This window comes from Rhodoflexus caldus (assembly GCF_021206925.1).
Lineage (GTDB): Bacteria > Bacteroidota > Bacteroidia > Cytophagales > Thermoflexibacteraceae > Rhodoflexus > Rhodoflexus caldus.
Map to the genome: position 1 here is coordinate 67,940 of NZ_JAJPRF010000014.1, position 23,235 is coordinate 91,174.

Genomic DNA, 23,235 nt, shown 5'->3' on the forward strand with positions numbered 1-23,235 from the left:
TACTGTTATGGAATACTTTCTGGGGATAGATTACCCGACGCTTTGGTTCCTCATTGTCGGGGCTTTGCTTTCGGCTTACGGCATTTTGGAAGGTTTTGATTTGGGGTCGGGTTCGCTGCATATTTTCCTACGGCAAGACCAAAGCCGCCGCATCAACATTAACGCCATTGCCCCCATTTGGGATGCCAATCAGGTGTTTCTCATCATTGGCGGGGGAGCTTTGTTTGCAGGTTTTCCGGTGATGTACGCTGCGCTGATGTCAAGCATGTACATTCCGTTTATGGTGTTCCTGTTTTTCTTGGTTCTGCGCGCAATGGCTATCAAATACCGCAGCGCCGAAGACAAAGCATGGTGGCGAACCGCTTGGGACTGGATTTACTTTGTTTCCAATGTTTCCATTTCTTTCCTGCTCGGCGTAGTAGTGGGCAACGTGCTGCAAGGTTTGGCAATAGACAAAGACTTGGAATACAAGGGTGGTGTTTTCTTCGGATTTTTCAGTTTCTACTCTGTACTTGTCGGGCTGACATCCGTGAGTTTGTTCATGATGCAGGGTGCGGCATTTTTGCTGCTCAAAACACAAGACAAGCTCTATGCCCGCCTAACCATGATTCTGCGCAATGCAGTTGTATTTTTCTTGGTGAGTTTTAGCTTTACATCACTCTACACCTTGGTTTTTATTGAAGGCGTTGTTGAAAATTTCAGGGAAGAACCCGAATATTTCATCGTTCCTGTGTTTACTTTTTTGGCCGTAGCCAATATTCCGCGCTTAATCAGGCAAAAAAAGTATGAGTTGGTGTTTGTATTCTCTTCACTAACCACCGCATTTTTGATGATGTTGGTTGCGTTGCAACTCTATCCGGTATTGCTGCCTTCTACCATAGACAGCAAATTCAATATTACGATTTACAACGCGGCTTCTTCCATGAAATCTTTGGAGATAATGCTCTTGTTTGCCGCCGTTGGCACGCCTTTGATTGGGCTTTACATGTGGAATTTGTACAAAACTTTCAGAGGCAAAGTAGAATTAGACGATTTCAGTTATTGAGCAGGTAAGCAAATTTTTTGGAATGCGGGGACACGGGTTTTTACGCAGATTTGTTTTTGTAAATAGTTCAATCAGCGTTTACGCGTGGTATTCGCCAAAATCTGTCTTCCAAAAGATGTGTTTTAATTTGCCAACTGATAACTATTCATCTAACCATGACAACTGTTAAAAAAACATACCCCGTATTGCATATGTCCTGTGCTTCGTGTGCGGCAAGTGCCGAAAGCATTTTGCAGGCGCAGGAAGGCGTCGTTTCGGCAGCGGTCAATTTTGCCAATACCTCCGCCGCTGTTGAGTTTGACCCCGAAAAAACCGACAGCACCGCTCTGCAAAAAGCCCTGCAATCGGTCGGCTACGATTTAGTCATTGACGAAAGCGAAGAAGCCCACGCCGAATTGGAAGCCCGCCAACAAGCTGATTTTCAGGCGTTACAACGGCAGGTGATTCTTGCCCTTGCGCTGGCACTGCCCGTTATGCTCATCGGGATGCTGGCAATGGACATGCCCTATGCCAACGAGATTATGTGGGTGCTTACAACGCCCGTGATGCTCTTGCCGGGCAGGCGTTTTTTTGTTTCGGCATGGAAGCAACTCAAACACCGCACCGCCAATATGGATACACTGGTGGCACTCAGCACGGGCGTAGCTTACGGCATGAGCGTTTTCAATACCCTGTTCCCGCACTATTGGCACGAGCGGGGGCTGCACGGGCACGTCTATTTTGAAGCCGCCGCCGTGGTCATTGCCTTTATTTTGTTGGGCAAATGGCTGGAAGAGAAAGCCAAACGCGGCACTGCCTCAGCCCTGAAAAAACTGATGGGTATGCAGGCAAAAGTTGCCACGCGCCTCAACGAGTACGGTTTCCCCGAAACGGTGCGCATCAGCGACATCCAAGCAGGCGATAAATTACAGGTCAGAGCAGGCGAAAAAGTGCCCGTGGACGGAAAAATTGTTGAAGGTGAATCTTTTATAGACGAAAGCAGCATGACCGGCGAACCGTTGCCCGCTTTCAAACAGGCAGGCGATACGGTTTGGGCAGGCACCATGAACGGCAACAATCCTTTTGTGATGGAAGCCGTGCAGGTAGGCAGTCGCACACTCTTGGCACAAATCATCCAAAAAGTGCAGGAAGCACAGGGCAGCAAAGCCCCCATCCAGCAGTTGGCAGACCGCATCGCAGCGGTGTTTGTGCCCGTTGTTATCGGTATTTCCTTGCTGACTTTTGCGGTGTGGTATGCTTTCGGCGAACCAATGCAAGGTTTGTTCGCTGCCATTACCGTGCTGGTAATTGCCTGCCCTTGCGCTTTGGGGCTGGCTACGCCTACGGCCATTATGGTCGGCATTGGCAAGGGAGCAGAAAAAGGCATCCTCATCAAAGATGCGGCAAGCCTCGAACTTGCCAAAAAAATGGATGTGCTGGTGGTGGATAAAACCGGCACGCTGACACAAGGCAAGCCAAAAGTTGTTCATTACCAATGGTTTACCGACTCGGCGGAGCAACAGTCGGCAGCGGCTTTGCTGGCAGCCATTGAGCAGCAAACCCAACACCCGCTGGCAGAGGCAATCGTGCATCACTTGGCAGAACAGGGCATTGCAGCCGCCAACGTTTCGGGCAGTTTTGAAAGTATTGGAGGCAAGGGCATCCGTGCTACCGTTGGCGGGGCAACCTATCACGTCGGCAGTGCGCAACTGATGCGCGAGGCAGGAATTGCCCTTCCCGATGAACTGACAAGCACGCAGACAGCACAAACGCAAGTATTTTTTGCCGATAGCAGCCGTTTGCTGGCAGCCTTTGCTTTGCAAGATTTGCCCAAACCCGAAGCCGCCGAAGCCATCCGCCAACTGACTGACATGGGCATTGCCGTTCACATGCTCACGGGCGATAATCACGCTACTGCGCAAGCAATCGCCAAAGAATTGGGCATCGCACACTTTCAGGCAGAGGTTTTACCGCACCAAAAAGCCGACTACATAGCCGAGTTGCAGGCGCAGGGGCACACCGTAGGCATGGCAGGCGACGGCATCAACGACAGTGCCGCCCTTGCCCGCGCCGATGTGGGAATCGCTATGGCACGAGGCGCGGATATTGCCATAGATGCGGCAGCCGTTACCCTGATGCACAACGACTTGCGCAAAATTCCCGAAGCCATTCATCTTTCACGGCGCACGGCAGCCGCCATTCGGCAAAACCTGTTTTGGGCGTTTATCTACAACATCATCGGTATTCCCGTTGCAGCAGGTTTGCTCTATCCCTTCACAGGCTTTATGCTCAACCCCATGCTGGCTGGTGCGGCGATGGCACTCAGCAGCGTGAGCGTAGTCAGTAACAGTTTGCGCTTGAAGTGGGCGTAGGGTTATCTATCCATAGCCAATGGTTTGCAACTATTGGCTATGAATGCTGTCAATTTTGCATCCCGATTTACAAAAAATGCCGCTAAAATTGATAAAAATCTGCCAAAAAGACATCAATAAGGCGTATTTAGCCTCTTGCACGGCTTTTGATACGTGATTTGAGGGACTGATAACTAACAACTAAACAACAAAGCATATGAAAATCTTCAATCGCGACTTTAAAGTTGCGCTGCCCTCTTTTGTGGAAAACTTTTTTGATAATATTTTCGGCAGCAACAAAGATGCAAATACCACGCTTCCTTCGGTCAATATTGCCGATGAAGATGCGGCATTTGACTTACAAGTAGCTTTACCGGGGTTGAGCAAGGAAGATATTAAACTGGAAATCAGCAATAATGTGCTGGTTATTTCTGCCCATAAAGAAAATTCAAGCGAGCACAAAGGCGTAAATTGGTTGCGTCGCGAGTTTATCCAAAGCAGTTACTACCGTGCTTTTTCACTGCCTGCCGAAGCCGATACAGAAAAAATTTCGGCCAAAATGGAAAACGGCTTGCTCACCATTCGCGTAGGCAAAAAGAAAGAAGCACTGCCCGCTTCTCGCAGCATCAAAGTTCAATAATGACTTACGGAATCACTTTGCAGGCTGTAAGCTAAGTAAGCAATTTTGAATATCTTTTTCTACCGCAAGGTTCGCCAAGGACTTAGCGGTAGAAAATTTTTAAACGCATTTTACCTAAAACAAGCAATTGCGCAAATTTATCCGTCGCGTGTTTGATTGCTGATAAATCAATTCAATAAGAAAGGAGGGTTTACCATGAAAGAGTTGAGTATGGGAGTTGGTTTAGTAAGTCTTTCCTATCTGTTGGTATTGTGGACAATCTATCGCGGACGTGCCTCATGGCGTTTGTTGAGACGGCGGGTAACTGTTTTCAACAAATTGATACAGTGTGCAGTAAGCAGATATTTGCTGCCAAGCAAATATGCGCAAATGGTTGCAGCGGAAGTGTGTAAGTTGAAAATTGCCTGATTTACCTTGAAAATGCGGCGCTGTACTGCTGAATGAGGTGTTCTACGGCGATGTGCAGCAGTTTTTCGGCCGGCGTATTGGCAGCGAATGACATTTGAGGCTGCGGAGGCTCGGCATTAACGGGCATATCGGAGCCGATTTTTTCCCAACTGATGTGCCCTTGCTTCAAGGCGAAGCGGGCGGTAAGGTAGTCATTGGCAAAAACAGACCATGCCAGCCCGCGCTGCTGCACATAATGAATTTTAACCTGTAATTGTTCGGGGGTAAGTTCTGTTTGCATTAATGTGTTGAAAACCAATCCATTACCTTGTTTTCGGATGCTTAGGTTGTCATCGCCGGGGTTGAAAAAATCGCGGCGGATTTCGTAATCATACACCTCATTGTTAAAAATCACCCGCCCGGAAATGGTATGGGGCAATTTTTCGGGCATATCGGGATAGCGGAATAACTTCGCATAACGCAGTACGAACTGCTGTACAGCTATTCGCACGGCATCATCGGGGGTAGTGGTTGCCACGTTGAATCGGCTGATTTCGGCCGATTTCTCAAAAGGCGTAAAAGCGCGCTCCATGCGATTACCGCTGTACGCGTATTCTATTTTGCCTGTACTCCACTGAAATTCAGCTTCATAGAAATGCGTGTAGGATACAGCCCATGAATAATCCAAGGGAGTGGCGGCATAGATGCGCACATGCGAAATTCTGCGACTGTCGCCGCTGATGTAGGCATCACTGCTGTAAATTTTATTGGATTCTACCTCTCCCGTGGCTTTGCTGTGCTGCACGGTGCTGAGCGTAAAGTTCCACAGGTCGGGTGCTTTGGATGAAGGCTCAAAGATGTAGTGGTAAAATTTGCCGTCCTGCGAAAAAGTACGACTGTATCTTTTCTGAGCCTGCAACCATAGCGGAAGGCCGCACAGCAGCAAACTAATCCACAAAAGTTTTGATAAGCGCATAGAGGCTGTCGCTGTCAAAAGGCTTTACTACAATATCGTTCATGCCTGCCTGTTTTACTTTTTCTTTGGTTTCGGGCATGGCATCGGCCGTAAGCGCAATGATAGGAATTTGGGTGTTGATACCCGAATCGGGAGCAGCGTTGCGGATGCGTTGTGTTGCTTCTATGCCATCCATCACAGGCATTTGGATATCCATTAAAACGATGTGGTAGCTGTTTTTGGCTAACAGTTCTAAGGCTTCTTGCCCATTGTTGGCAAAAGTAAGGCTCACATTCCAACGCCCCATAATCTGTCTGGCAACAAACTGATTGATAGTGTTGTCTTCTGCCATCAGAATTTTTAACCCTTTGAGGTCTTGCGGGATACTGTCTGACATTGTAGTTTTCTGATTTTCAGGTACTTGTTCGGTAAGTTGTAAAACAACATGGAATTTAAAAACTGCGCCTCCGCCTTCGTTGTCTTCTACGGAAATGCTGCCGCCCATCATTTCAACTAATTGTTTGGTGATGGCAAGGCCTAATCCTGTTCCCCCGAATTTGTAGGCTATTTCCTTGTCGGCTTGTCTGAAACTCTCAAAAATAATACTTTTTTTATCATCAGGTATGCCGATACCGCTATCTGCCACGCGAAAATTGAGCCTGTACAAGTTGTCGGATAAGTTTTCCCCGCTCACAGAAATTTTTACATAGCCCTTCTCCGTAAACTTAATAGCATTGGAAAGCAGGTTATTAATAATTTGCTCCATGCGAAGCGTATCGAGCATGAGTATATCCGGAATGTTGGCATCTGCCTCAAAAGTCAGTGCGAGTTTTTTGCGTGTTGCCTGCCAGCGCACTCTGGTCAATATCTGTTCGAGCAGGGCACGCCAGTTAGCAGGGTGTGGGTTCAGTGTTTCCTTACCGGCTTCTAATTTGGAAAAGTTCAGTATTTCGTTCACCATTTCCATCAGACTGACCGATGCCTGATGAATTATTTCAATATTGTAGGGCTGTATGGCTGTGTGGTCATCTATCATCAGGCGGCTCAGTACCACAATGGCGTTGAGCGGGGTGCGGATTTCATGGCTGACTTTGGAAAGGAATTGCGACTTGGCCTCTACCGCCTCACGTGCAGAGTGCAAGGCTTGCTCAATGGCTCTTTCGGCTTCTTTCTGTTTGCTGTGGTCGTTGATGCGCAATAAGGTTAGTTGTTGGCCTTGTCGCATAAAGCGCGTAACGGCCACGCTGCCGGTAAAGGTGCTGCCGTCGGTGCGGGTATAGACACGCTCTCCTTCCCATTTGCCTGTTGCAACAATGGTGTCTGCTACTTTTTTGTGGAATTCGTCGGAGATACTAAGCGCAGTTTCATTGACCAACTTGCCTTTGATATCCGTTTTGTCGGCATAACCAAACAGCGCGAGCGCAGCAGCATTGCAGTTTTCAATGCGGGTTGAGGCCGTATCAATCAAAAACAGGGCATCGGTTGCATTTTCAAAAACGGCTTCAAAAGTTTTTTGGCTTTGCAGCAGTTGTTCCTGATAGCGGCGGATGGTACTGATGTCCAAGAGATAAGCCAGCACCATCTGCTCGCCGTTTTCGGCTGTTATGGGGTACATAACACCTATGTTGGTACGTTTATAGCCTTTTACTTCAAAATGTTCTTCAAAAAGCACTCGTTGTTGCGTAGCGAAACATCGCTTCAATTTTTCCGTTCTGAGAGCTGCCCGTTCCCAATGAGTGCCTGTTATTGCGGCATACTCCATTTCCGTTTTGCCGATTATTTGCTGCCGCAACTTGACGTCTTCAAAAGATGCTTTATTGACAATACGGAAACGCAATTGATTGTCAAAAACGGCTATCGGCAGCGTAATGGAGTCTATAAGGTTCTCATAAAAATTGCGTTGGCTGTTAATAATTTGCGTGCTTCGCCTTTGCAAATCGAACCATATGTACAAACCGGAAATTCCCGCTATTATGCTGCCTATGCGGGACGAAAAAATCACGGCGTAGCGGTTTTCGGGCGACATTCCTGCCAAATTAAGCCCTGCTTCACTGTAAGACATCAGAAAAAAAAACAATACATTGGCGGCAATGTGTACCCATACTTCGTAGGAGTTCTCTTTTTTAAACAAGGCAAAAAAAGCTGTCAGAAAAGGAAAACAGTACAGGTATGCTTCTGTGTGGCCGTCTAATACTACCATCCCGATAAAAGCAATCGTTCCGTACATGGAAACACAGGCATAAGTACGTGCCCGTCGGAACTGCCCGAGGTGGTTGAGCCACCATATCGGCAGGAAGAAAGACGCACACAGCAGCATGAAACCTGCAAAAACGAAGTCGCCGACAAGCAAAGCAACCAGCGTATTGACCAGCAATATGGGAATACCAACAGCGCCCACCTGATTGACGAGCGCCACAGTGTCGCTACCAATGTCTTGTGTTGGCTGCCAACGATAGTAACCTATGGTAGAGAGTTGATTCCAGATAGACCTGAACACTGCTGATGAATTTTGTAGGAAACGTTTACAGGCACGTGCTTATTGCAATATAAGCGCTTAATGATGGCTTTACAAGCGAAAATTACAATTTTGTGTAAATAAACTTGTGCTAAATGATGCTGCTGACGCGGTTTGCTCCTACGCCGAGCGGTTTCCTCCATTTGGGTAATGCTTTTTCGTTTATCATTACTTGGCTGCTGGCGCGTTTGCAAGGCGGAAGTATTTTGTTACGTATTGACGATTTAGATAACGAACGGTTTCGCCCCGAATATTTGGAAGATATTTTTTACAGTATAGACTGGCTTGGCTTAGACTATGACCTTGGCCCCTGTGGTGTGGCAGACTTTCACGCGGCATGGAGCCAGCATAGCCGCATGGATTTATACAGGCAGCTATTGCACGAGCTGCAACCCCACCTGTTTGCCTGTGTCTGTTCGCGCAAAACTTGGCAGGAAGCCAGCACCGACGGCCAATACCCGGGCACTTGCCTTGCCAAAAAATTGCCTTTGACAACCACTGATGTTGTTTGGCGGCTTGTAACACCCGACAATCAGTTGATTAGCTTTTGTGAGGCAGGGCAAATACAACCCGTGCAAGCATCTCCCTACGAATGGATGCGCCATCCGGTATTGCGGCGTAAAGACAGATTGCCAGCCTACCAAGTAGCTTCTGTGGCAGACGATTGCTATTTTGGCGTAAATCTGGTAGTGCGCGGTGCAGACCTGTTCGCCTCAACGGTAGTGCAGTGCTATATAGCCGAGTGCATTGGCGATGCTCGTTTTCGGCAGATTGTATTTTTTCATCACCCCTTGTTGAAAGATGCGAACGGAGAGAAGTTGTCAAAGTCGGCAGGCAGTACGGCCTTAAAAACCATTGCTTCCACAGAAAAAAGCCCTGCAAAAGTCTATGAGATACTTTCGGCTGCTTTGTTACCCGCAGAAACTCCTGCGCGCTCGGCACGGGAGTTGTTAGAGCGGGTTTCTGTTGATAAAATCCTGAAAATCAGCAATTTTTGAGTATATTGTACATTGTTATCGCGCAGAAAAACAAATTTGTTATTCCCGATACAATATACTACCTTCACACACGTTTATTTTTTTGGTGTTCACTTTTATCCTCTGTTTACGTATGTTACACTCGCTTACCGAGGCGCTCATTGAGACCGTTGTGCTCATTGATTCCTCTGATACCGATTGGGATTGGTTTTATCTAACAGATTAACTTATGCAGACATCGGTAGAATCGTTTTGAAGCGCCCGCATTTCAGGTATGAAACGGGCGCTTCTGTGTTTCATAGGTTTAACAGACTTTTTGGCAGGGCTAAACATTTTTGGAACAATTAATGTTTATACAATAATAGTTTTCACTTAAAAAGAAATGATGTCAAACATGAAACACACATTTTTAACAGGCATTTTTGCCTTGGCAGCTTTGGTTCTGGCAGCTTTTGTTGCGCCTAAAGAAACTTATAAAATCAACACAAGCGCTTCTACCATTGGCTGGGTAGGCAAGAAAGTAACCGGTCAGCACAATGGCACTGTGAAAGTGGCCGGCGGTACTTTGGAAGTAACCAATGGCAAAATTACAGGCGGCGAGTTCTCTATTGACATGAACTCTATCGTTTGTGAAGACTTGAAAGATGCAGCCACCAACGCCAAACTGATTGGCCACCTGAAAAGTGATGACTTCTTTTCAGTAGCTAACCACCCGACCGCTACTTTTAAAATTAAACATGCTAATCCGGGGGCGGTAAAAGACGGCAAGCAGATGTACCGAATTGCCGGCAACCTGACAATCAAAGGCATCACCAAGCACGTAGAGTTTGATGCAGAAACCAAAACCGAAGGCAACAAAATGATGGCTATGGCAGCCTTCAAAATTGACCGCTCTAAGTGGGACATCAAGTTTGGTTCCGGTTCTTTTATAGATGACATCGGCGACAAGATGATTTACGATGACATTGAGCTGACATTGAACGCAGTGTTTGAAAAATAATCTGACCCGTTAGTTTGTTAAAGTTGATTGATTGATGATTCAACGCCTGCCCAATCAAGGTAGGCGTTTTTTGGGGTTGATTAATCATTCCGGCTGGTTTTGGTGTCATGGTCGGGCAGTGCCGTAAAGAATTCGGGCAGTCGGCGCAAGTAGTTTTTTATTCTTTTGATAAGGGCGCTGCTTACGGAGCCATCTCTGAAAAGCGAGCGCGCAGATGTCCATGCTACTGCCTCCGAGTGGCGCACATATACAATTTTGCCGTGTTTCATCAGGTCAAAAGCCATGCGCCCGTCTTCGCCTACAATGCGGCGGGTATCGTAGCCGATAGCAAGTGCAGGGGCTTTTTTGAATGCCATTGCTGCGCCCGGTGCATTTAAAAATGGCCGTTTAATGTTTTTGAGTTCCACAGGAATCCATTTGAGCCATTCATAGAGCTGATACTGCCAACGGGGAGCAACCTCATCGCCCCAGAAAGCATATCGCCCAAAGGCACAACTCACCGAAGGCTGGGCGAGGTGTTTCATCAGTGCTGACAAATAGTTTACCGGATACAGGCAATCGGCATCGGCAGAGAAAACATATTCACCTTTGGCAGAAAGCAAGCCCCTTTGACGCGCCGCCCCTACGCTTTGTATGGTTTCCAGTACAGAGGTAACATGCAGGCGGTCGAGAATTGCCTGTGTGCGGTCTGTTGAGTTGTTGTTTGCCACAATAATTTCCAACGGAAAATCGGTTTGCAAATGCGACAGGGAATCTATGCAAGGCAACAGATTAGCTTCTTCGTTATAGGCAGGTATCACGATGGAAACCAGCGGTTTATCGCTTATGATTTTATCTAAACGGCTGTTGATGGCTGCTATTTTCTCCTCTTCGGAAATATGCCTGTCGGCATGGTATTGCAACAGTTGCGTTACCCATTTCGGATTGCTGAAGCTAAACATAGGCATAAGGTGTTGATTGCTTTGATTGTCAGTAGTTTATTGCATTGTTACGTGGCTTGCGGCTGCCATACGAACAGTCTTTCTAATATGGTATTTCGGCTGAGTCGGTAAAATAAAATCGGCAGCCCGATGCCTCCGACAACCGCCAGCGCCAGCAACAACAAGGCATGGTCTATTCCTAACAGCCGATAGCCTGCAATCCGAATGCCTGACACTACCAAAAAGTGCATAACGTAGATGTAGAGCGAATGGCTGCCCACATAGCGCAACCAATCGGCCACTTGCTGATGTGCCAACAGAAAGGCAATTTGTAAAATCAGGGCTTCTCCGAATATGGAGACTGCCAGATAAACCAAGCGCCCCTTCAAGTCCATGGCTGAGTGCGCCGGCACGCCCATGTAGTAGGCCAGCCAAATGGTTTGAGCAACCAGCACAGTTGGCAGCAGTACGGCGGTAACTTTCGGCGAAGCAATGCGCCTTGCGTTTTCATCATCTAACAGGTAAGGCGCCAAAGCATCGCCAATGGCAAAGTAAAGCCCAAAGAAGAAAATATCTGCCAACGAAAACAGGGGCGTATTTACAAAAGCGCCGGCCAAAAACAGCAGCAGCCCGATGCCTGTCATCGTTCGGCGATTCCATTTTCCGTATTGCAGTGCAAGGGCATACAGCAGGTTAATGGCAAAAAGTGCATACAAAAACCAGAACTGCATCAGCGCGCGCGGATTGTACAGAATGTCCAAAAATGCAGCCCAACTCATCGGATAGTTGGTATAAGGGGCAGCCGCTATTTGTACACCGACCTGAATGGCAGCCCAGACAAAGTAGGGGTAAAGTATGGTTTCCCATTTGTAGCGGATAAACAAGCCCATGCCGCGTTTGTGAAAGCTGCTGCGTACAAACATACCCGCCACAATAAAAAACATCGGCATACGTAGGTTGTAAACGCTTTCTTGCAGTATGTACGACCAATAAGGCAAATCCGTGCCGATGCTCATATGCGCAATGCCCTCATAGGCATGACGATATACTACCATAATAATGGCGATGCCGCGCGCATAATCAATCCATCCCAAACGATTTGCCTGACTCATGAATGTTTATTTTAAATGTTTGATGGTCAATCTGTTACCGGTGGCTTAACGGAGTTGTCGGGTGATGGCCGAACGTAAACCTCTATGTATGACACCTGCGATTGTCGCGGCCCCGGGAAACTGTCTATGCGCACATAATGCTGCTGCAAACAGCGACGTACTGCCCAAGGGTAGAAGTTGTTCAGTTTCGGGATAGCCTCAAACAATGCGATGTCATATTGTTGTTGCTGAATTTTGCGGCAGTATTCATCTACTTGTTTGTTAAACATTCCCACTCCCAGATGATGCCATAAAGGAACATTTTTTTCGGGCTCATAGGGCATTTCGTAGGCCAGCGGTGTGAGTTCGGTCATATTCAGCACGCGCAGCCGTTTGTTTTTTTCCTGCACCATTGGCAGTTGCATCAGGCGGTTAATGCCTGCAATGGTAGAGGGGTGCATTTTCATTTTTTCAAACGAACGGTAGCCTTTTACTACCTGCCATTCTGCAGCAGCTTTGCCCAGCGAATCTTCCATCGGGTCGGGTACGATGTAGGTGTTTCGCGATATGATGTTCTCCGTGTAGCCTGCGGCGGGTTTCTTTTGCGGCAGATATGCCAACACTTTATCGCCCACCTGCCGCCAGTAATAGTTGCCCCAAAAGAGTGTTACCATCAGTGTTGCTGTTGCAAACGGCACAAAACGGTTGAGGTATGTGCCGATATTCAGGTAAGTAAAGGCAAAAGCAAGGGCAAAGCTGTGGAAAAAAATGTGATTGTCGGGCGGAACATAGCTTGTTACCTGAAACAATACAGCCTCTACCAAAATACCCGCCGTGAGCAATACGGATACCATAAACGGCTGATTGAAAAATACTTCTTTCCATTTGGGAGCTTCTATGAAGCGGTTTATCAGTATCAGCAAAACGGCAAGCAGGTAGAACTTTTCCCACTTGGCGCCCATCATAAACTCATTGATGAAGTCGGGGAGTGCAACCCGCGAGTAGTGCGGCAATTGCCCATAGTTAAACCAGTAAGTAAATCCGCTGTTGTAAAAAGGCAGAATGAACAGGCAGGCAATGCCTACGTAGAACACCAAAAAGAAAAACAGCGAGCCGATTTGACGGTTGGCAATGCTGTGGTACAACAGCAGCGCAAGGGCTATGAGCAGCCCCATTGCGCCGGCATCTTGCTTGGTGAAAAAAGACAGGAACAGAAAAAACGCTGCCCCAGCCAAATTGGCAAAAGAGGGCTGTTTCAGCATGTGCCGCAACAGGAAATAAAGCCCGGCCAACTGAAAAACAATGACCGAATGGTTATACCAAGGCCAGAAATTGAGCAACATGTACGACAAACAGAAGGTTAGCACTGCCAGAAAGCGCACCTGAGGCCTGATGTCCAGCGTATGGAGTATGCCGCGAAAAATCAGCCCCGATGCGATGTTGATAAACACCTGCGCCTTGATGAGTGAGGTCATAAACGGGCCGAAAAGGAAAAAGAACAATGTAGGTATCAGCCAATAGCCAAAACCCAACGGCAAGCCAAAGTCGCGGTAGGGAATTTGCCCCTGATAGAGGCGGTATGCGCCTTCCCATGAAAGAAAGATATTGATGCGGTAGTTGTAGTCAAACAAAAGCGGAACGGTTGCTACGGCTACTATGAGCAACAGCTCAAACACCATGAAAGTGCGCGATATGAGCAAAGGCTTATTCATGTGTCGGTTTTAATTTTTGAAACAAGAAAGCAAATGACTGCTTGTAAATGTTGAATGTTTTCATTGCAACCCCCGCAATGCGTATGGGTACGTATTTGCGCAGCGTCGCATAAGCAAAACCGCAGCCTACCGACATCCCGACGAACAGCCCCATGGCAGCACCCGTTCTGCCCGCAAGGGAAAGTAAAGTCAGTTCTGCGGCAATACAGCAAGCGGCAATCAGCAGGTTGATGTAAAAGTTCAGGTGCGGTTTCCCGATAGCATCCATCGTATTGCCGAATTGCCGCATGAAGGGTAGTAATAAGCCCGTAGCCAGCATCCACTGCAAAATCGGGGCGGCTTCGGTGTACTGCGCGCCGGCCACTATTCGCAGCACCGGTTCGGGCAGCAAGATAATCAGCAGCGAAACAGGCAGCAGAAATACCCAATTGGCAGCTACCGACCACTCAAACAAGTTGGCTACACTTTCTTTACCTTCTTCTGCCATTGCGCGCACCGTTTTTGGGAAAGAAATTTCCGCTACTGCGCTTGCGGGCAGGTCTGTCAGATTGGTGATGCGCCCTGAAACGCTGTAAAGGGCTGTGCCTGCCGTGCCTGCCATGTTAGCTACCAAATAGCGGTCGGCACTGCGGGCTATATCGGAGAGGATGGCTGTTCCGGCCACAAAGCGCCCAAAACGCAGGATTTTTCCTGCCCATCCGAACAAGGCATCGGCAGAGAGCGGTAAAATCAGCGGTCGTGCAAGCCGCCACGCCGTAATGGCCGAAGCGGTTACACCCACCGATTGCACAAGCGCAAGGTCTGCAACAGTAACGGCATAGCCGGATAGAAAAAGCCCTGAAACGCTTATCATAATGATACCGTGCCTTGTGAGTTGCACCCAAAAGATGGACTTAAAATCGGCAGCCGCAAGCAGTTGTATTTCAAAGTGATGTGCCGCTACCAGCATGATTAAAGCCGGGCAATAGAACAACAGCATCTCCATTGTTTCTTGCGGTAAAGCCGTATGAACAACATACAAGCCGACAATGAGCAGGACAGCCACTCCCGTAAGTGCGGCATTGAGCATTAGCGAGGCAGACTGTATCTGTTGCCGATGTGTTTCCTGATTGTGCGTCAGCGTAATGGTGGCATTTTTCAGCAGTGCTATTTTGAAAAGCTCAAATATGGTGGCAGTTATCATCAGCAGGTCATAAAGCCCTTGGGCTTCTTTGCTGAGCATCCTGACCAGCAACAAAAAAGTAGTGATTGTACAGGCAGAAACACTCAGGCGCTGCATGAGCGCAAACAAACCTGATTTGAGCCAATAAGACCCGCTGATTTTTTCCCGCCAACGGTGGAAAAAAGCCGTCATTACTTCACCTGTTCAATCGGGATACCGATTAGTTTTTCCAAATCGTATTTAGCTATAAAATACTCTCTTTCAGAGGTCAGGCGCGCAATCTGTGCATTTTTATAGATGCGGGTGGCTGTTTCGTATTCTTCCAGCGTTCTTTCGCCATTTTTGAATTGTTGCTCTAAGCTCAGGTATTTCACGTATGCGTCTTCGGCTATTTCCTGCTGGAATCGGAAAAGTTCGCGTGCGGTGTAGTAAATCTGGTACTTGGTTAAGGCATCGGCGCGAATTTGCAGTTTCAGCAGGTTGTAGTCTTGTGCCGCTATCTCCCTGTCCTTTTTGGCAATTTTTACACCGTTACTTATGCGGCCAAAGAAGTCAAAAGTGATAGCTACACCGAAGTTGTAGCGGGGAAAGAAAATGTTGCCTTGCTGGTCTTTGTTGGTGCCAAAGGTTTGGCCAATGTTGAACTCGTTGAGGTTGCCCGCAGCATTGAAAGCGGAAAGCCACATCGACCTTGCCATTTTTACCTGCAAGTTGGCTCTATCGGCGTTCAGTTCGCTGCGTCTGATTTGCGGGTTGTTTTGCCATGCCAGAAATACTATCTTTTCCTTAATACCGGTTGTGTCGGAAATGGCAGGTAAGATGATTTTTTCGTAATTGATACGATTGTTCGTTTGTGCTACCATAAGGTGCGAGCCTGTCAGCAGGAAAAGCAGCAGGCAAAAGGTGCGTGTTCTCATAGGATATTGTTTGTGAAAGTAAGTTTATTCATCAGTGAAGCAAGGATTTTATACGGGCTTTTCCAATAATCGGAGTTGCGCCGTTATGGGCATCAATATAAGGAAAAAAATATTGTCGCTCAATTGCGCAATTTGCCCCAATGCACCGCTGAAAAGCACGGCTATGGAGGCTGCATATAAGGCACGTGTCAGTTTTTTACGGCTGTGGAACATATTCCAAACGGCAAACAGCATGATGGCTAAATAACTCAAACATTGAATCAGCAGCCCTATCCATCCGGTTTCCAGTACAGTCCGCATATAACCGCTGTCGGGGGGGAAACCTGCCAGCGGATGATGAGGCTGGGTTTGTTCGCCTAATTCCCCTGTTGTGCCAATGCCTCCGCCAATAGGATGCGACCACATGTAGGGCTGTGCCCGCTTGCGGTTAAAATCGCGGACGTTCATAGAGGCGTCTTTAGAAGGGTGAAATACTGAACGGATGCGGTTCAGTGTGGGGTTGTAAACAGGGGCAAAAAGAATGAACAACAGTAACAGGCCGCCTGCTGTCATAATGGGAATGGCCGCCTTATGATGCAGGTTCAGCAAAAAAAGCATCACCAAGCCGGCAAAAAAGACCGCGTAGGCAGTTCGGGTGCCGGAGTAAGAAGCTCCCAGTGCAAAAAATATCACCATAATGCCGAGCACAACTTTGGTTCGCACGCGAAAAGGCGCCAGCATAAGCCCTGTACAAAAAATACCGGCCATTGCCATCAAAATACCGAAAGTCGCCGGGTCGGACAAAGAAGAAAATATTCTGAATTTGCCGTCCACAAAAACAAGCCCCATAGACTTGGGGTTAGAAATCAGCAAATTGTACTCAAAAGCGGGCAGCCCGAACCATTCACAATAGCAGCCATAGAGGCAAACGGCAAAAGTCATCCAAAGAATAATGACCAAGAGTTGCTTCAGGCGTTGAAAAGATTGTACTTCATGCAGCACGACTGCTTGAAACAAAAAGAAACTAAGTGTTTTTCTAAAACCAATCCAATAACCCTCATGGCTTTCTAAGTCGGGGTTCAGTACCTGTAAGGTGGTGTAGGCCAGCACAATGCCCAGCGAAACGGTAACAGGATTCCAGAATTTAAATCGGCTTCTGTCGGCATTGCTTACAAACATGCTGATAGCCATCAGCACAACTAATAAGTCGTTAATAATGCCAAACGGAATGGCAAGACCTGTCAATCGGGTAATAACCGGGCCGGCATACATCAACATAAATCCGCAGGCAATGGCAAACATGCGATAGCGCAATATGAGCAGCAGGACTATTAACCCCGCCGGAAAGGCACTCAGCGCAACGATATTGGTGAAACCTAACTGCTGTACGGCTACGGCAAACACTAAGATAATCAATACCATGCCTGTAATGCCCAGCCAGTTGGCGAGCCGCTCCTGCCATATCAGCCGCCTCATGTACGTACCGAAGGCTGTTAAGGAGTTCGCTATATATGATGCCGGATGTGCCATGGTTACAAAAACATGATTTTAATGAAAGCATAGACCATCATTGCCATAATGGCAAGCATGGATACGACCATGCTCACCGTCTCTGACGGCTTGGGGCTGTCTGTTTCGTGGTTTTGCATGCCTTCAACAGGTTTACAGATGCATATTTTCCGGATTGACTCTGTTGAGTACGCCCCCCATGAAAATGCCGTTGGGCTTTTTGAGGCGTTCTATGTTTGCGCGGTCGGTGCGGTCGAGCGTATGGTAAGATGCGCCTATGCAAATAATGCGTTCGGCCACCGGTGCAAGTTCCATTGCATCGGAGTGCTGTGCCATATCGGCAGACTCTATCAGGATATAGTCATACAATTGGCTGCAATACTTGATAAACCGTTGCAATGCGGCAAGTTGGATGGTCTCCACCGGCGAGCAATTGCTCTTGTTGCATCCGATAACCTGAATAGGGCCGACGTATGTGCTTTGTGCGTCTGAGGCGAGGTAGCTGCCGGTTTCCAATATTTTTTCAATTTTGTTTTTGGCAGTATATGCTTCCGTAAGCGCATTATCGGAAAAATTGAGGTCTAACAGCAGCACCTTTCTGCCCGACTTTACCAATGCGTTTGCCAATGAACGGATAACCATTGTTTTGCCGTCGCCTTTTCGGAAGCTGGTAAAAAGAATAACTTTTTTCCCCGATGTGTCTAACTCATGACGCAACAGGCGGATATTCTCTCTGAAAAGTTGCAATACATGGGCATTATTGGCTTTTGTGCTGCCAAAGCTAAACCCGGAAGTAAGTACAACTTTGGGTGGCGTTGCTTCTTTGGAAACGGTCGGAGCAATGGTTACTGCTTCTTCGGCAGAGTTTTTCCGGCTGATTTCGGGCAATACGGCAAGCAGCGGTATTTTGGTCTGTTGGCTGAAAATCGTAGGCGTACGCATACTGTTGTCTAAAAACTCCAACAAGAATATGACCATAACGGCAAGCATGAGCGCACCGGCACCGGCTATCAGCGTTATCAGGATGCGTTTCATGCGTTGCGACTCCTGTGCGGGTTGGCCTGCAATTACTTGCTTAATGCCGCTCATCATATTTTTGCTTTCCAACACTTTGTTGTATCGCTGCAATACTTCTTCATATTCTTTGCTGGCAAGGTCGAGGTTTTCTTGCAACAGTTTAATGCGCGCGCCTTTTTGTGCAAAGGTAGATTTGCTGCCTGCCACTGCTCTCAGTCGCATACGCAAGTTTTCTAATGTTTGCGTGCTTGTCGCAATCTGGGTTTTGTATTCGCTGCGGAGGTCGTAGGCTTCCTCCAAGCGCGCCGCAATATTTAGCCCACCGCCACCCACAACGCCCATTCGGCTCAGTTCAGTATTGATGAGCACAATAGAGTCTAATATTGCCTGATTGCTTGGGTTGCGTTTGCGCCGTTGTTCCAGCATCAGCAGCGCCTGATTAAGTCTGCGTACCGAAAGATTGCCGGCAGAGATAGAAGACGCATTGCCTTTTTTCTCTTCTTCCAATTTCGCTATTTTGGCCTCTACGTCGGCAAGTGCCAGTTCTGCGCGGCGTATTTTTGCTTCTTCGTCGGTAATTTTTTCTTCCAAGCTGCTGATTTGTTTGAGTGCCGCATCGCCTTCTATATCTACATCCAGCAGGTTAGCCGCATGTTGGTACTGTTTATATTCTTCCAGCGCCTGTTCTTTAGCCCATTGTTTAGCTTTCAGCAAACTGTCCAAACGCTCTACGGTTTCTGATGCCTGTACGATATTGAGGCTGTTGTTGTAGCGGGCAAACTCCTCAAAAATCGTATTGACAATATAGGCCGACAGTTGGGGGTGGTCGGTAGTGGCTGATATGGTCAGGTAGTCCGTAAATCCGTTGCGGGCTACATAGTAGGCCTCGCGCAGCGATTTTTCGGAGTAACCGTATGCTTTCAGCACCCTGAACAAATCTTTATCTTCTTCCTTGTTCAGGTCGAGCATTTCCATATTGCGCAGTTTGGCCTTAAACGCCGAGAGGTATTTCAACTTTTCTTTTTCACTCAGCAACGGTTCACCCTTACTGTTCAGCGGCTGTCTGAACGGCTCTTTTTCCGATAAGTCGTGAATCATCAAGCGGTATGCTACCTGATTGACCACAATAGGCGAATTGATATTCTCTATCAAGTTGTTGAATTTGATATCGGTTTCATAGAATCCTCCAACCCTGTCGTCGGGGTCAAGCTGGTTCGTAACCGTAAACCCTGTGGCTATTTTAGTAACCGACTGATACAAATTGTCGTATCGTGCGGCCAACAGGTAGGCAACGGCCATTGCAACTACCATGATTAATAGAAGCCAAAACTTCTTTTTGTACAGGGCGCGGAAAATCAGGTAGAGTTCCATAGGATAAATACAATTTTTTATTGAATAAGTGAATATTTGCAACATTTGTAGCAAATATTACTTTGTTGCTTCAAATGTAATAAAATAACTAATATTATCAAGAAAAATACTGAAAAAAAGATTCATTGGCTAAAGCAAGCATGGCTTTATCACCCTTTGTATCGCCATACGCATAAATATAATCATATTCGGAGAGTTTAAAGGCTTGTTTGATGCGTGTAGCTTTTTCTTCTCCATTGCAATTTTTTGATGCAAGTTTTCCATTTATAAATCCGTTTTTTACAGATAAAATGGTAGCAATCACGCGAATCCCTTCCAGATTTGCCCAAGGCTTAATCCAGTTTTCAGCCGAAGCGCTGACAATAACTACGGTGTGTTGTTGTTGCAGGTGGTAATAAATTCGCTCGCGCGCCGTTGGCCGAATTAACCGTGGAATGCGCTCCAAGCTGTATTTGGTTGCCAGTTGCTCAAATTCGGCAAAAGGCATTCCGCCAAAAAATGCTGTCAGAAAATACTCTTTGGCCGCTGTGGCAGAAATCAATCCCGCCTTGTGTGCGGCAAGCATGGGCGCAAGCCGCAGCATGGTTTTGAAAAAAAACAAATTGCCCCGTGCGTAGCGGGCGAAATCGAACAGGGTATCCTTTCGGGTAATTGTACCATCAAAATCGAACAGGGCAAGCACCTTGCCGCCCGTACTTCCCCTGATTTCGGGGGTATTGACTTCCATACAATCGTTTGTTTGTCGTTATAGTTGTCAAGGTCGGAATTTTTTTAGAAAACAAGGTACAGCCTATCTGTTTTTACCTTGTTATCTTGCCACTCGAACTACTCTGACTTACTTGCTTATGACAGCTTTTTTCTGGGTTTGCCTGTTGCTGATTGTTTATACATACATTGGTTACGGCATCTTACTATGGTTATTGATACAAGTTAAAAGGCTTTTTGCACCGCCAAGGCTTACCCCTGCACTACCTGACGAACAATTGCCTTTTGTCAGTTTTATAGTGGCTGCCTACAACGAGCAGGACTACATTGTTGCCAAGGCTAACAACACGCTATCGCTCGATTACCCGCCCGAGAAGTTGCAAATTATTTTTATTACCGACGGCTCAACGGATGCTACACCTTCGCTTTTGCAGGCTTTTGCCGACCGTATTACCTGCCTTCATCAGCCCGGGCGTGCCGGTAAAATAGCGGCTGTTCATCGTGCCATGCAGTTTGCCGTCGGTGAGATATGTGTATTTACTGATGCCAACACCATGCTGAATAAAGAAGCGCTGCGCGAAATTGTAAAGCATTATCAACACGCCGATGTAGGGGCGGTGGCAGGCGAAAAAAGGGTTGCTTCTGCCGACAATGCCACTGCGGGAGAGGGGATTTACTGGAAATATGAAAGTTTTCTGAAACGGTTGGATTACGAACTTTTCAGCGTGGTAGGTGCGGCAGGCGAACTGTTTTCCATTCGTCGGGCTTTGTACATGTCTGTGCCTGCCAATACCCTGCTCGATGACTTTATGATTTCTCTTCGCATAGCTGCCCGCGGATATCGCGTGGCTTATGCACCGGAGGCTTATGCTCTGGAAACGGCCTCTGCCAATATTAATGAAGAGATGAAGCGTAAAATCCGCATCAGTGCGGGCGGGATTCAATCCATCATATGGCTATTGCCGCTGCTCAATATATTTCGCTACGGGTGGTTGAGTTTTCAATACATTTCGCATCGGGTTTTGCGCTGGTCGCTGACACCGCTGGCGCTGTTGCTCATCCTTCCGCTCAATGTCATGCTTTGGCAGCAAGGTGTTGTTTACCAAATATTACTGGTCGGTCAGGTTATTTTTTACACGGCCGCAGCAACAGGCTGGCTGCTGGCAACCCGACGGGTGAAGGTAAAAGCCTTTTTTATTCCCTTCTATTTCGCCATGATGAACTACTGCGTATTTCTTGGATTCCTGCGCTATTTGAAGGGAAGCCAGTCGGTTTTGTGGGAGAAAGCCAAGCGCGGCTAGCTGTTTTGTACTTTTATTGTCTTTTACAAATACTTTTTTGTGTTTCAAATTAAAGAAGTATAATTTTTTATTTGAAATTTTATATTTAATGCAATATAATTGTATGTTTGTCGTTGTAAAGTAAAATGACAACGCCGTTGAGGTATGATAGCCCATAGGTAAAAACTACTAACAAATGCAGCAACCCGTTTGGTATGAATTCAAATTCTCTTTCTCATGACAACAATCGCTTTAAATCAAACAATGACAAAAAGAGGAATGATTGTATGGAAGATGTTGCTGCTTGCAGTCATCTTCATCGGGCAGTTATTTCCTGCATTAGCGCAGCGTTTGCAGGAACGACGCACCACAAGCGGTATCGGCTACATGGAGTTTCTACCGCCTGACTACGCCACCAGTGGTAAAAGGCATCCCTTGATGATTTTTTTACACGGTATAGGCGAACGCGGTAACGGCACGACCGACTTACGCAGAGTAGTTATGTGGAATACGCCCATCCAGATGGCAGATGGCGGCAATAACATGACTTTTACCGTTAATGGACAACAGTTTTCCTACATTATTCTAGCTCCTCAGCTAACATCCAATTACGGCAGTTGGCCTGCTTCTTACATAGACCAAGTAGTGGAACACGCCAAGGCGACTTATCGGGTAGATGAGTCGCGTATCTATATTACCGGCCTGAGCCTTGGCGGCGGCGGTACATGGGACTATGCGGCTGCCTATCCTCAAAAAGTAGCGGCCATCGTTCCTATTTGCGGCGCTTCATGGCCCAACACCACGAAGGTAAACGCTTTGGCAACCAATAATATTCCCATATGGGCAACCCATGGCACGGCTGACGGTATTGTTGGCGTAGGTTCTACAACAGGTTGGGTGAGCAGCCTTAACAACCATCCGACACCTCCCACGCCTCGCCCTCGCATGACACTCTACGAGGGTGGCGACCACTATATCTGGGATAAAACCTACAATTTAGACCCTGCAATCGTAGACCCCGGTGTCCGCGACATCAATATCTATGAGTGGATGTTGCGTTACAGCAAAGACGGCGTTACGGCAAATGCCGGCCCCGACCTGACACTCACTGCACCTGTAACAAGTGTGCGACTGAACGGCTCGGCAAGTGCTCAGGGTACACAAATTGCCTCTATCCAATGGACGCAAGTAAGCGGCAGCCCTGCAATCACTATTCAACAAGGCAATACGGCCACCCCAACGCTGTTAAACGTTCCCATCGGTACATATACTTTTCGCATGACAGTTACGGGCGCTAATGGCAAAACTGCTACCGACGATGTAATAGTAAAAGTAGAACGGCTCAACTTATTACCCGTAGCCAATCCGGGCGCCAACCAGAGCATTACGTTGCCTGCAACACAGGTTGTATTTGACGGCAGACAGTCTTCCGACCCTGACGGCAGCATTACATCCTACCGATGGGAGCAGGTAGGCATCGGCAACAATTCGGAGGCCGTATTGATTAACTTCACGGGCAGCAGCCAGCAGGGATTGCCATGGAACAACACACCATCGGCGACCAATAGCGGAGCAGTGATAAACAACCTGCGCACGCAAGGCGGTCAGAGTTCACCGATAAATATCACGCTTCAATCCAATTGGGGAGGGAGCAATGAATTTGGTTCTACGGCCAACAACACGGGCGTAGTGCCTGACAACGTGATGCGTTCCTGCTTTTGGT

General features: G+C 47.4%; 18 protein-coding genes. 8 read left to right on the forward strand and 10 right to left on the reverse strand.

Features of this window, described 5'->3' with window-relative positions:
- Positions 1–7: 7 nt before the first annotated feature.
- From cydB to NDK19_RS13645, 4 genes are all read left to right on the forward strand, one after another.
- A complete protein-coding gene (cydB, locus tag NDK19_RS13630; protein WP_250632453.1) occupies positions 8–1,045 on the forward strand; it encodes a cytochrome d ubiquinol oxidase subunit II in 1,038 nt (345 codons plus the stop codon).
- A 155-nt stretch (positions 1,046–1,200) separates the two neighbouring features.
- Positions 1,201–3,396, forward strand: coding sequence for a heavy metal translocating P-type ATPase (locus NDK19_RS13635; protein WP_250632454.1), 2,196 nt, complete (start codon positions 1,201–1,203; stop codon positions 3,394–3,396).
- A gap of 196 nt (positions 3,397–3,592) precedes the next feature.
- Positions 3,593–4,015, forward strand: coding sequence for an Hsp20/alpha crystallin family protein (locus NDK19_RS13640; RefSeq protein ID WP_250632455.1), 423 nt, complete (start codon positions 3,593–3,595; stop codon positions 4,013–4,015).
- A 195-nt stretch (positions 4,016–4,210) separates the two neighbouring features.
- The gene (locus NDK19_RS13645) at positions 4,211–4,423 is read left to right on the forward strand and encodes a hypothetical protein (protein ID WP_250632456.1); all 213 of its coding nucleotides are present in this window, start codon (positions 4,211–4,213) and stop codon (positions 4,421–4,423) included.
- Position 4,424: 1 nt separating this feature from the next.
- Here the strand turns inward: NDK19_RS13645 and NDK19_RS13650 are convergent, their stop codons facing one another.
- Both NDK19_RS13650 and NDK19_RS16970 read right to left on the reverse strand, forming a co-directional pair.
- Positions 4,425–5,378 (reverse strand): hypothetical protein, encoded by a 954-nt coding sequence (locus tag NDK19_RS13650; protein ID WP_250632457.1) that lies wholly within the window; start codon positions 5,376–5,378, stop codon positions 4,425–4,427.
- A complete protein-coding gene (locus tag NDK19_RS16970) occupies positions 5,350–7,854 on the reverse strand; it encodes an ATP-binding protein (protein WP_250632458.1) in 2,505 nt (834 codons plus the stop codon). The genes NDK19_RS13650 and NDK19_RS16970 overlap by 29 nt, the downstream gene beginning before the upstream one ends.
- Positions 7,855–7,967: 113 nt before the next feature.
- On the opposite strand from NDK19_RS16970, the gene NDK19_RS13660 reads away from it, so the two are divergent.
- Both NDK19_RS13660 and NDK19_RS13665 read left to right on the forward strand, forming a co-directional pair.
- On the forward strand, positions 7,968–8,870 hold the full coding sequence (locus tag NDK19_RS13660) for a glutamate--tRNA ligase family protein (RefSeq protein WP_250632459.1): 903 nt from the start codon (positions 7,968–7,970) through the stop codon (positions 8,868–8,870).
- Between the two features lie 373 nt (positions 8,871–9,243).
- Positions 9,244–9,849, forward strand: coding sequence for a YceI family protein (locus tag NDK19_RS13665; protein WP_250632460.1), 606 nt, complete (start codon positions 9,244–9,246; stop codon positions 9,847–9,849).
- 80 nt (positions 9,850–9,929) lie between these two features.
- Here NDK19_RS13665 and NDK19_RS13670 read toward each other — a convergent pair whose 3' ends face one another.
- The 8 genes from NDK19_RS13670 to NDK19_RS13705 all read right to left on the reverse strand — a co-directional run bounded on the left by NDK19_RS13670 (position 9,930) and on the right by NDK19_RS13705 (position 20,254).
- Positions 9,930–10,796 carry a glycosyltransferase family 2 protein gene (locus NDK19_RS13670; RefSeq protein ID WP_250632461.1) on the reverse strand — a complete coding sequence of 289 codons (867 nt, stop codon included), beginning with the start codon at positions 10,794–10,796 and terminating at the stop codon, positions 9,930–9,932.
- A gap of 41 nt (positions 10,797–10,837) precedes the next feature.
- The gene (locus NDK19_RS13675) at positions 10,838–11,881 is read right to left on the reverse strand and encodes an acyltransferase family protein (protein WP_250632462.1); all 1,044 of its coding nucleotides are present in this window, start codon (positions 11,879–11,881) and stop codon (positions 10,838–10,840) included.
- 26 nt (positions 11,882–11,907) lie between these two features.
- Positions 11,908–13,572 carry a hypothetical protein gene (locus tag NDK19_RS13680; protein WP_250632463.1) on the reverse strand — a complete coding sequence of 555 codons (1,665 nt, stop codon included), beginning with the start codon at positions 13,570–13,572 and terminating at the stop codon, positions 11,908–11,910.
- Positions 13,565–14,926 carry an oligosaccharide flippase family protein gene (locus NDK19_RS13685; RefSeq protein WP_250632464.1) on the reverse strand — a complete coding sequence of 454 codons (1,362 nt, stop codon included), beginning with the start codon at positions 14,924–14,926 and terminating at the stop codon, positions 13,565–13,567. Before NDK19_RS13685 ends, NDK19_RS13680 begins: the two co-directional genes overlap by 8 nt.
- Positions 14,926–15,651 carry a TolC family protein gene (locus NDK19_RS13690; RefSeq protein ID WP_250632465.1) on the reverse strand — a complete coding sequence of 242 codons (726 nt, stop codon included), beginning with the start codon at positions 15,649–15,651 and terminating at the stop codon, positions 14,926–14,928. The genes NDK19_RS13685 and NDK19_RS13690 overlap by 1 nt, the downstream gene beginning before the upstream one ends.
- A gap of 48 nt (positions 15,652–15,699) precedes the next feature.
- Complete coding sequence (locus NDK19_RS13695; protein WP_250632466.1) at positions 15,700–17,160, reverse strand: O-antigen ligase family protein; 1,461 nt, start codon at positions 17,158–17,160, stop codon at positions 15,700–15,702.
- 132 nt (positions 17,161–17,292) lie between these two features.
- On the reverse strand, positions 17,293–19,527 hold the full coding sequence (locus tag NDK19_RS13700; RefSeq protein WP_250632467.1) for a GumC family protein: 2,235 nt from the start codon (positions 19,525–19,527) through the stop codon (positions 17,293–17,295).
- Between the two features lie 97 nt (positions 19,528–19,624).
- Positions 19,625–20,254 carry an HAD family hydrolase gene (locus NDK19_RS13705; protein WP_250632468.1) on the reverse strand — a complete coding sequence of 210 codons (630 nt, stop codon included), beginning with the start codon at positions 20,252–20,254 and terminating at the stop codon, positions 19,625–19,627.
- A gap of 118 nt (positions 20,255–20,372) precedes the next feature.
- On the opposite strand from NDK19_RS13705, the gene NDK19_RS13710 reads away from it, so the two are divergent.
- Both NDK19_RS13710 and NDK19_RS13715 read left to right on the forward strand, forming a co-directional pair.
- On the forward strand, positions 20,373–21,533 hold the full coding sequence (locus tag NDK19_RS13710; RefSeq protein WP_250632469.1) for a glycosyltransferase family 2 protein: 1,161 nt from the start codon (positions 20,373–20,375) through the stop codon (positions 21,531–21,533).
- A gap of 243 nt (positions 21,534–21,776) precedes the next feature.
- On the forward strand, positions 21,777–23,235 hold a 1,459-nt coding region (locus tag NDK19_RS13715; RefSeq protein ID WP_250632470.1), incomplete at its 3' end, for a carboxylesterase family protein.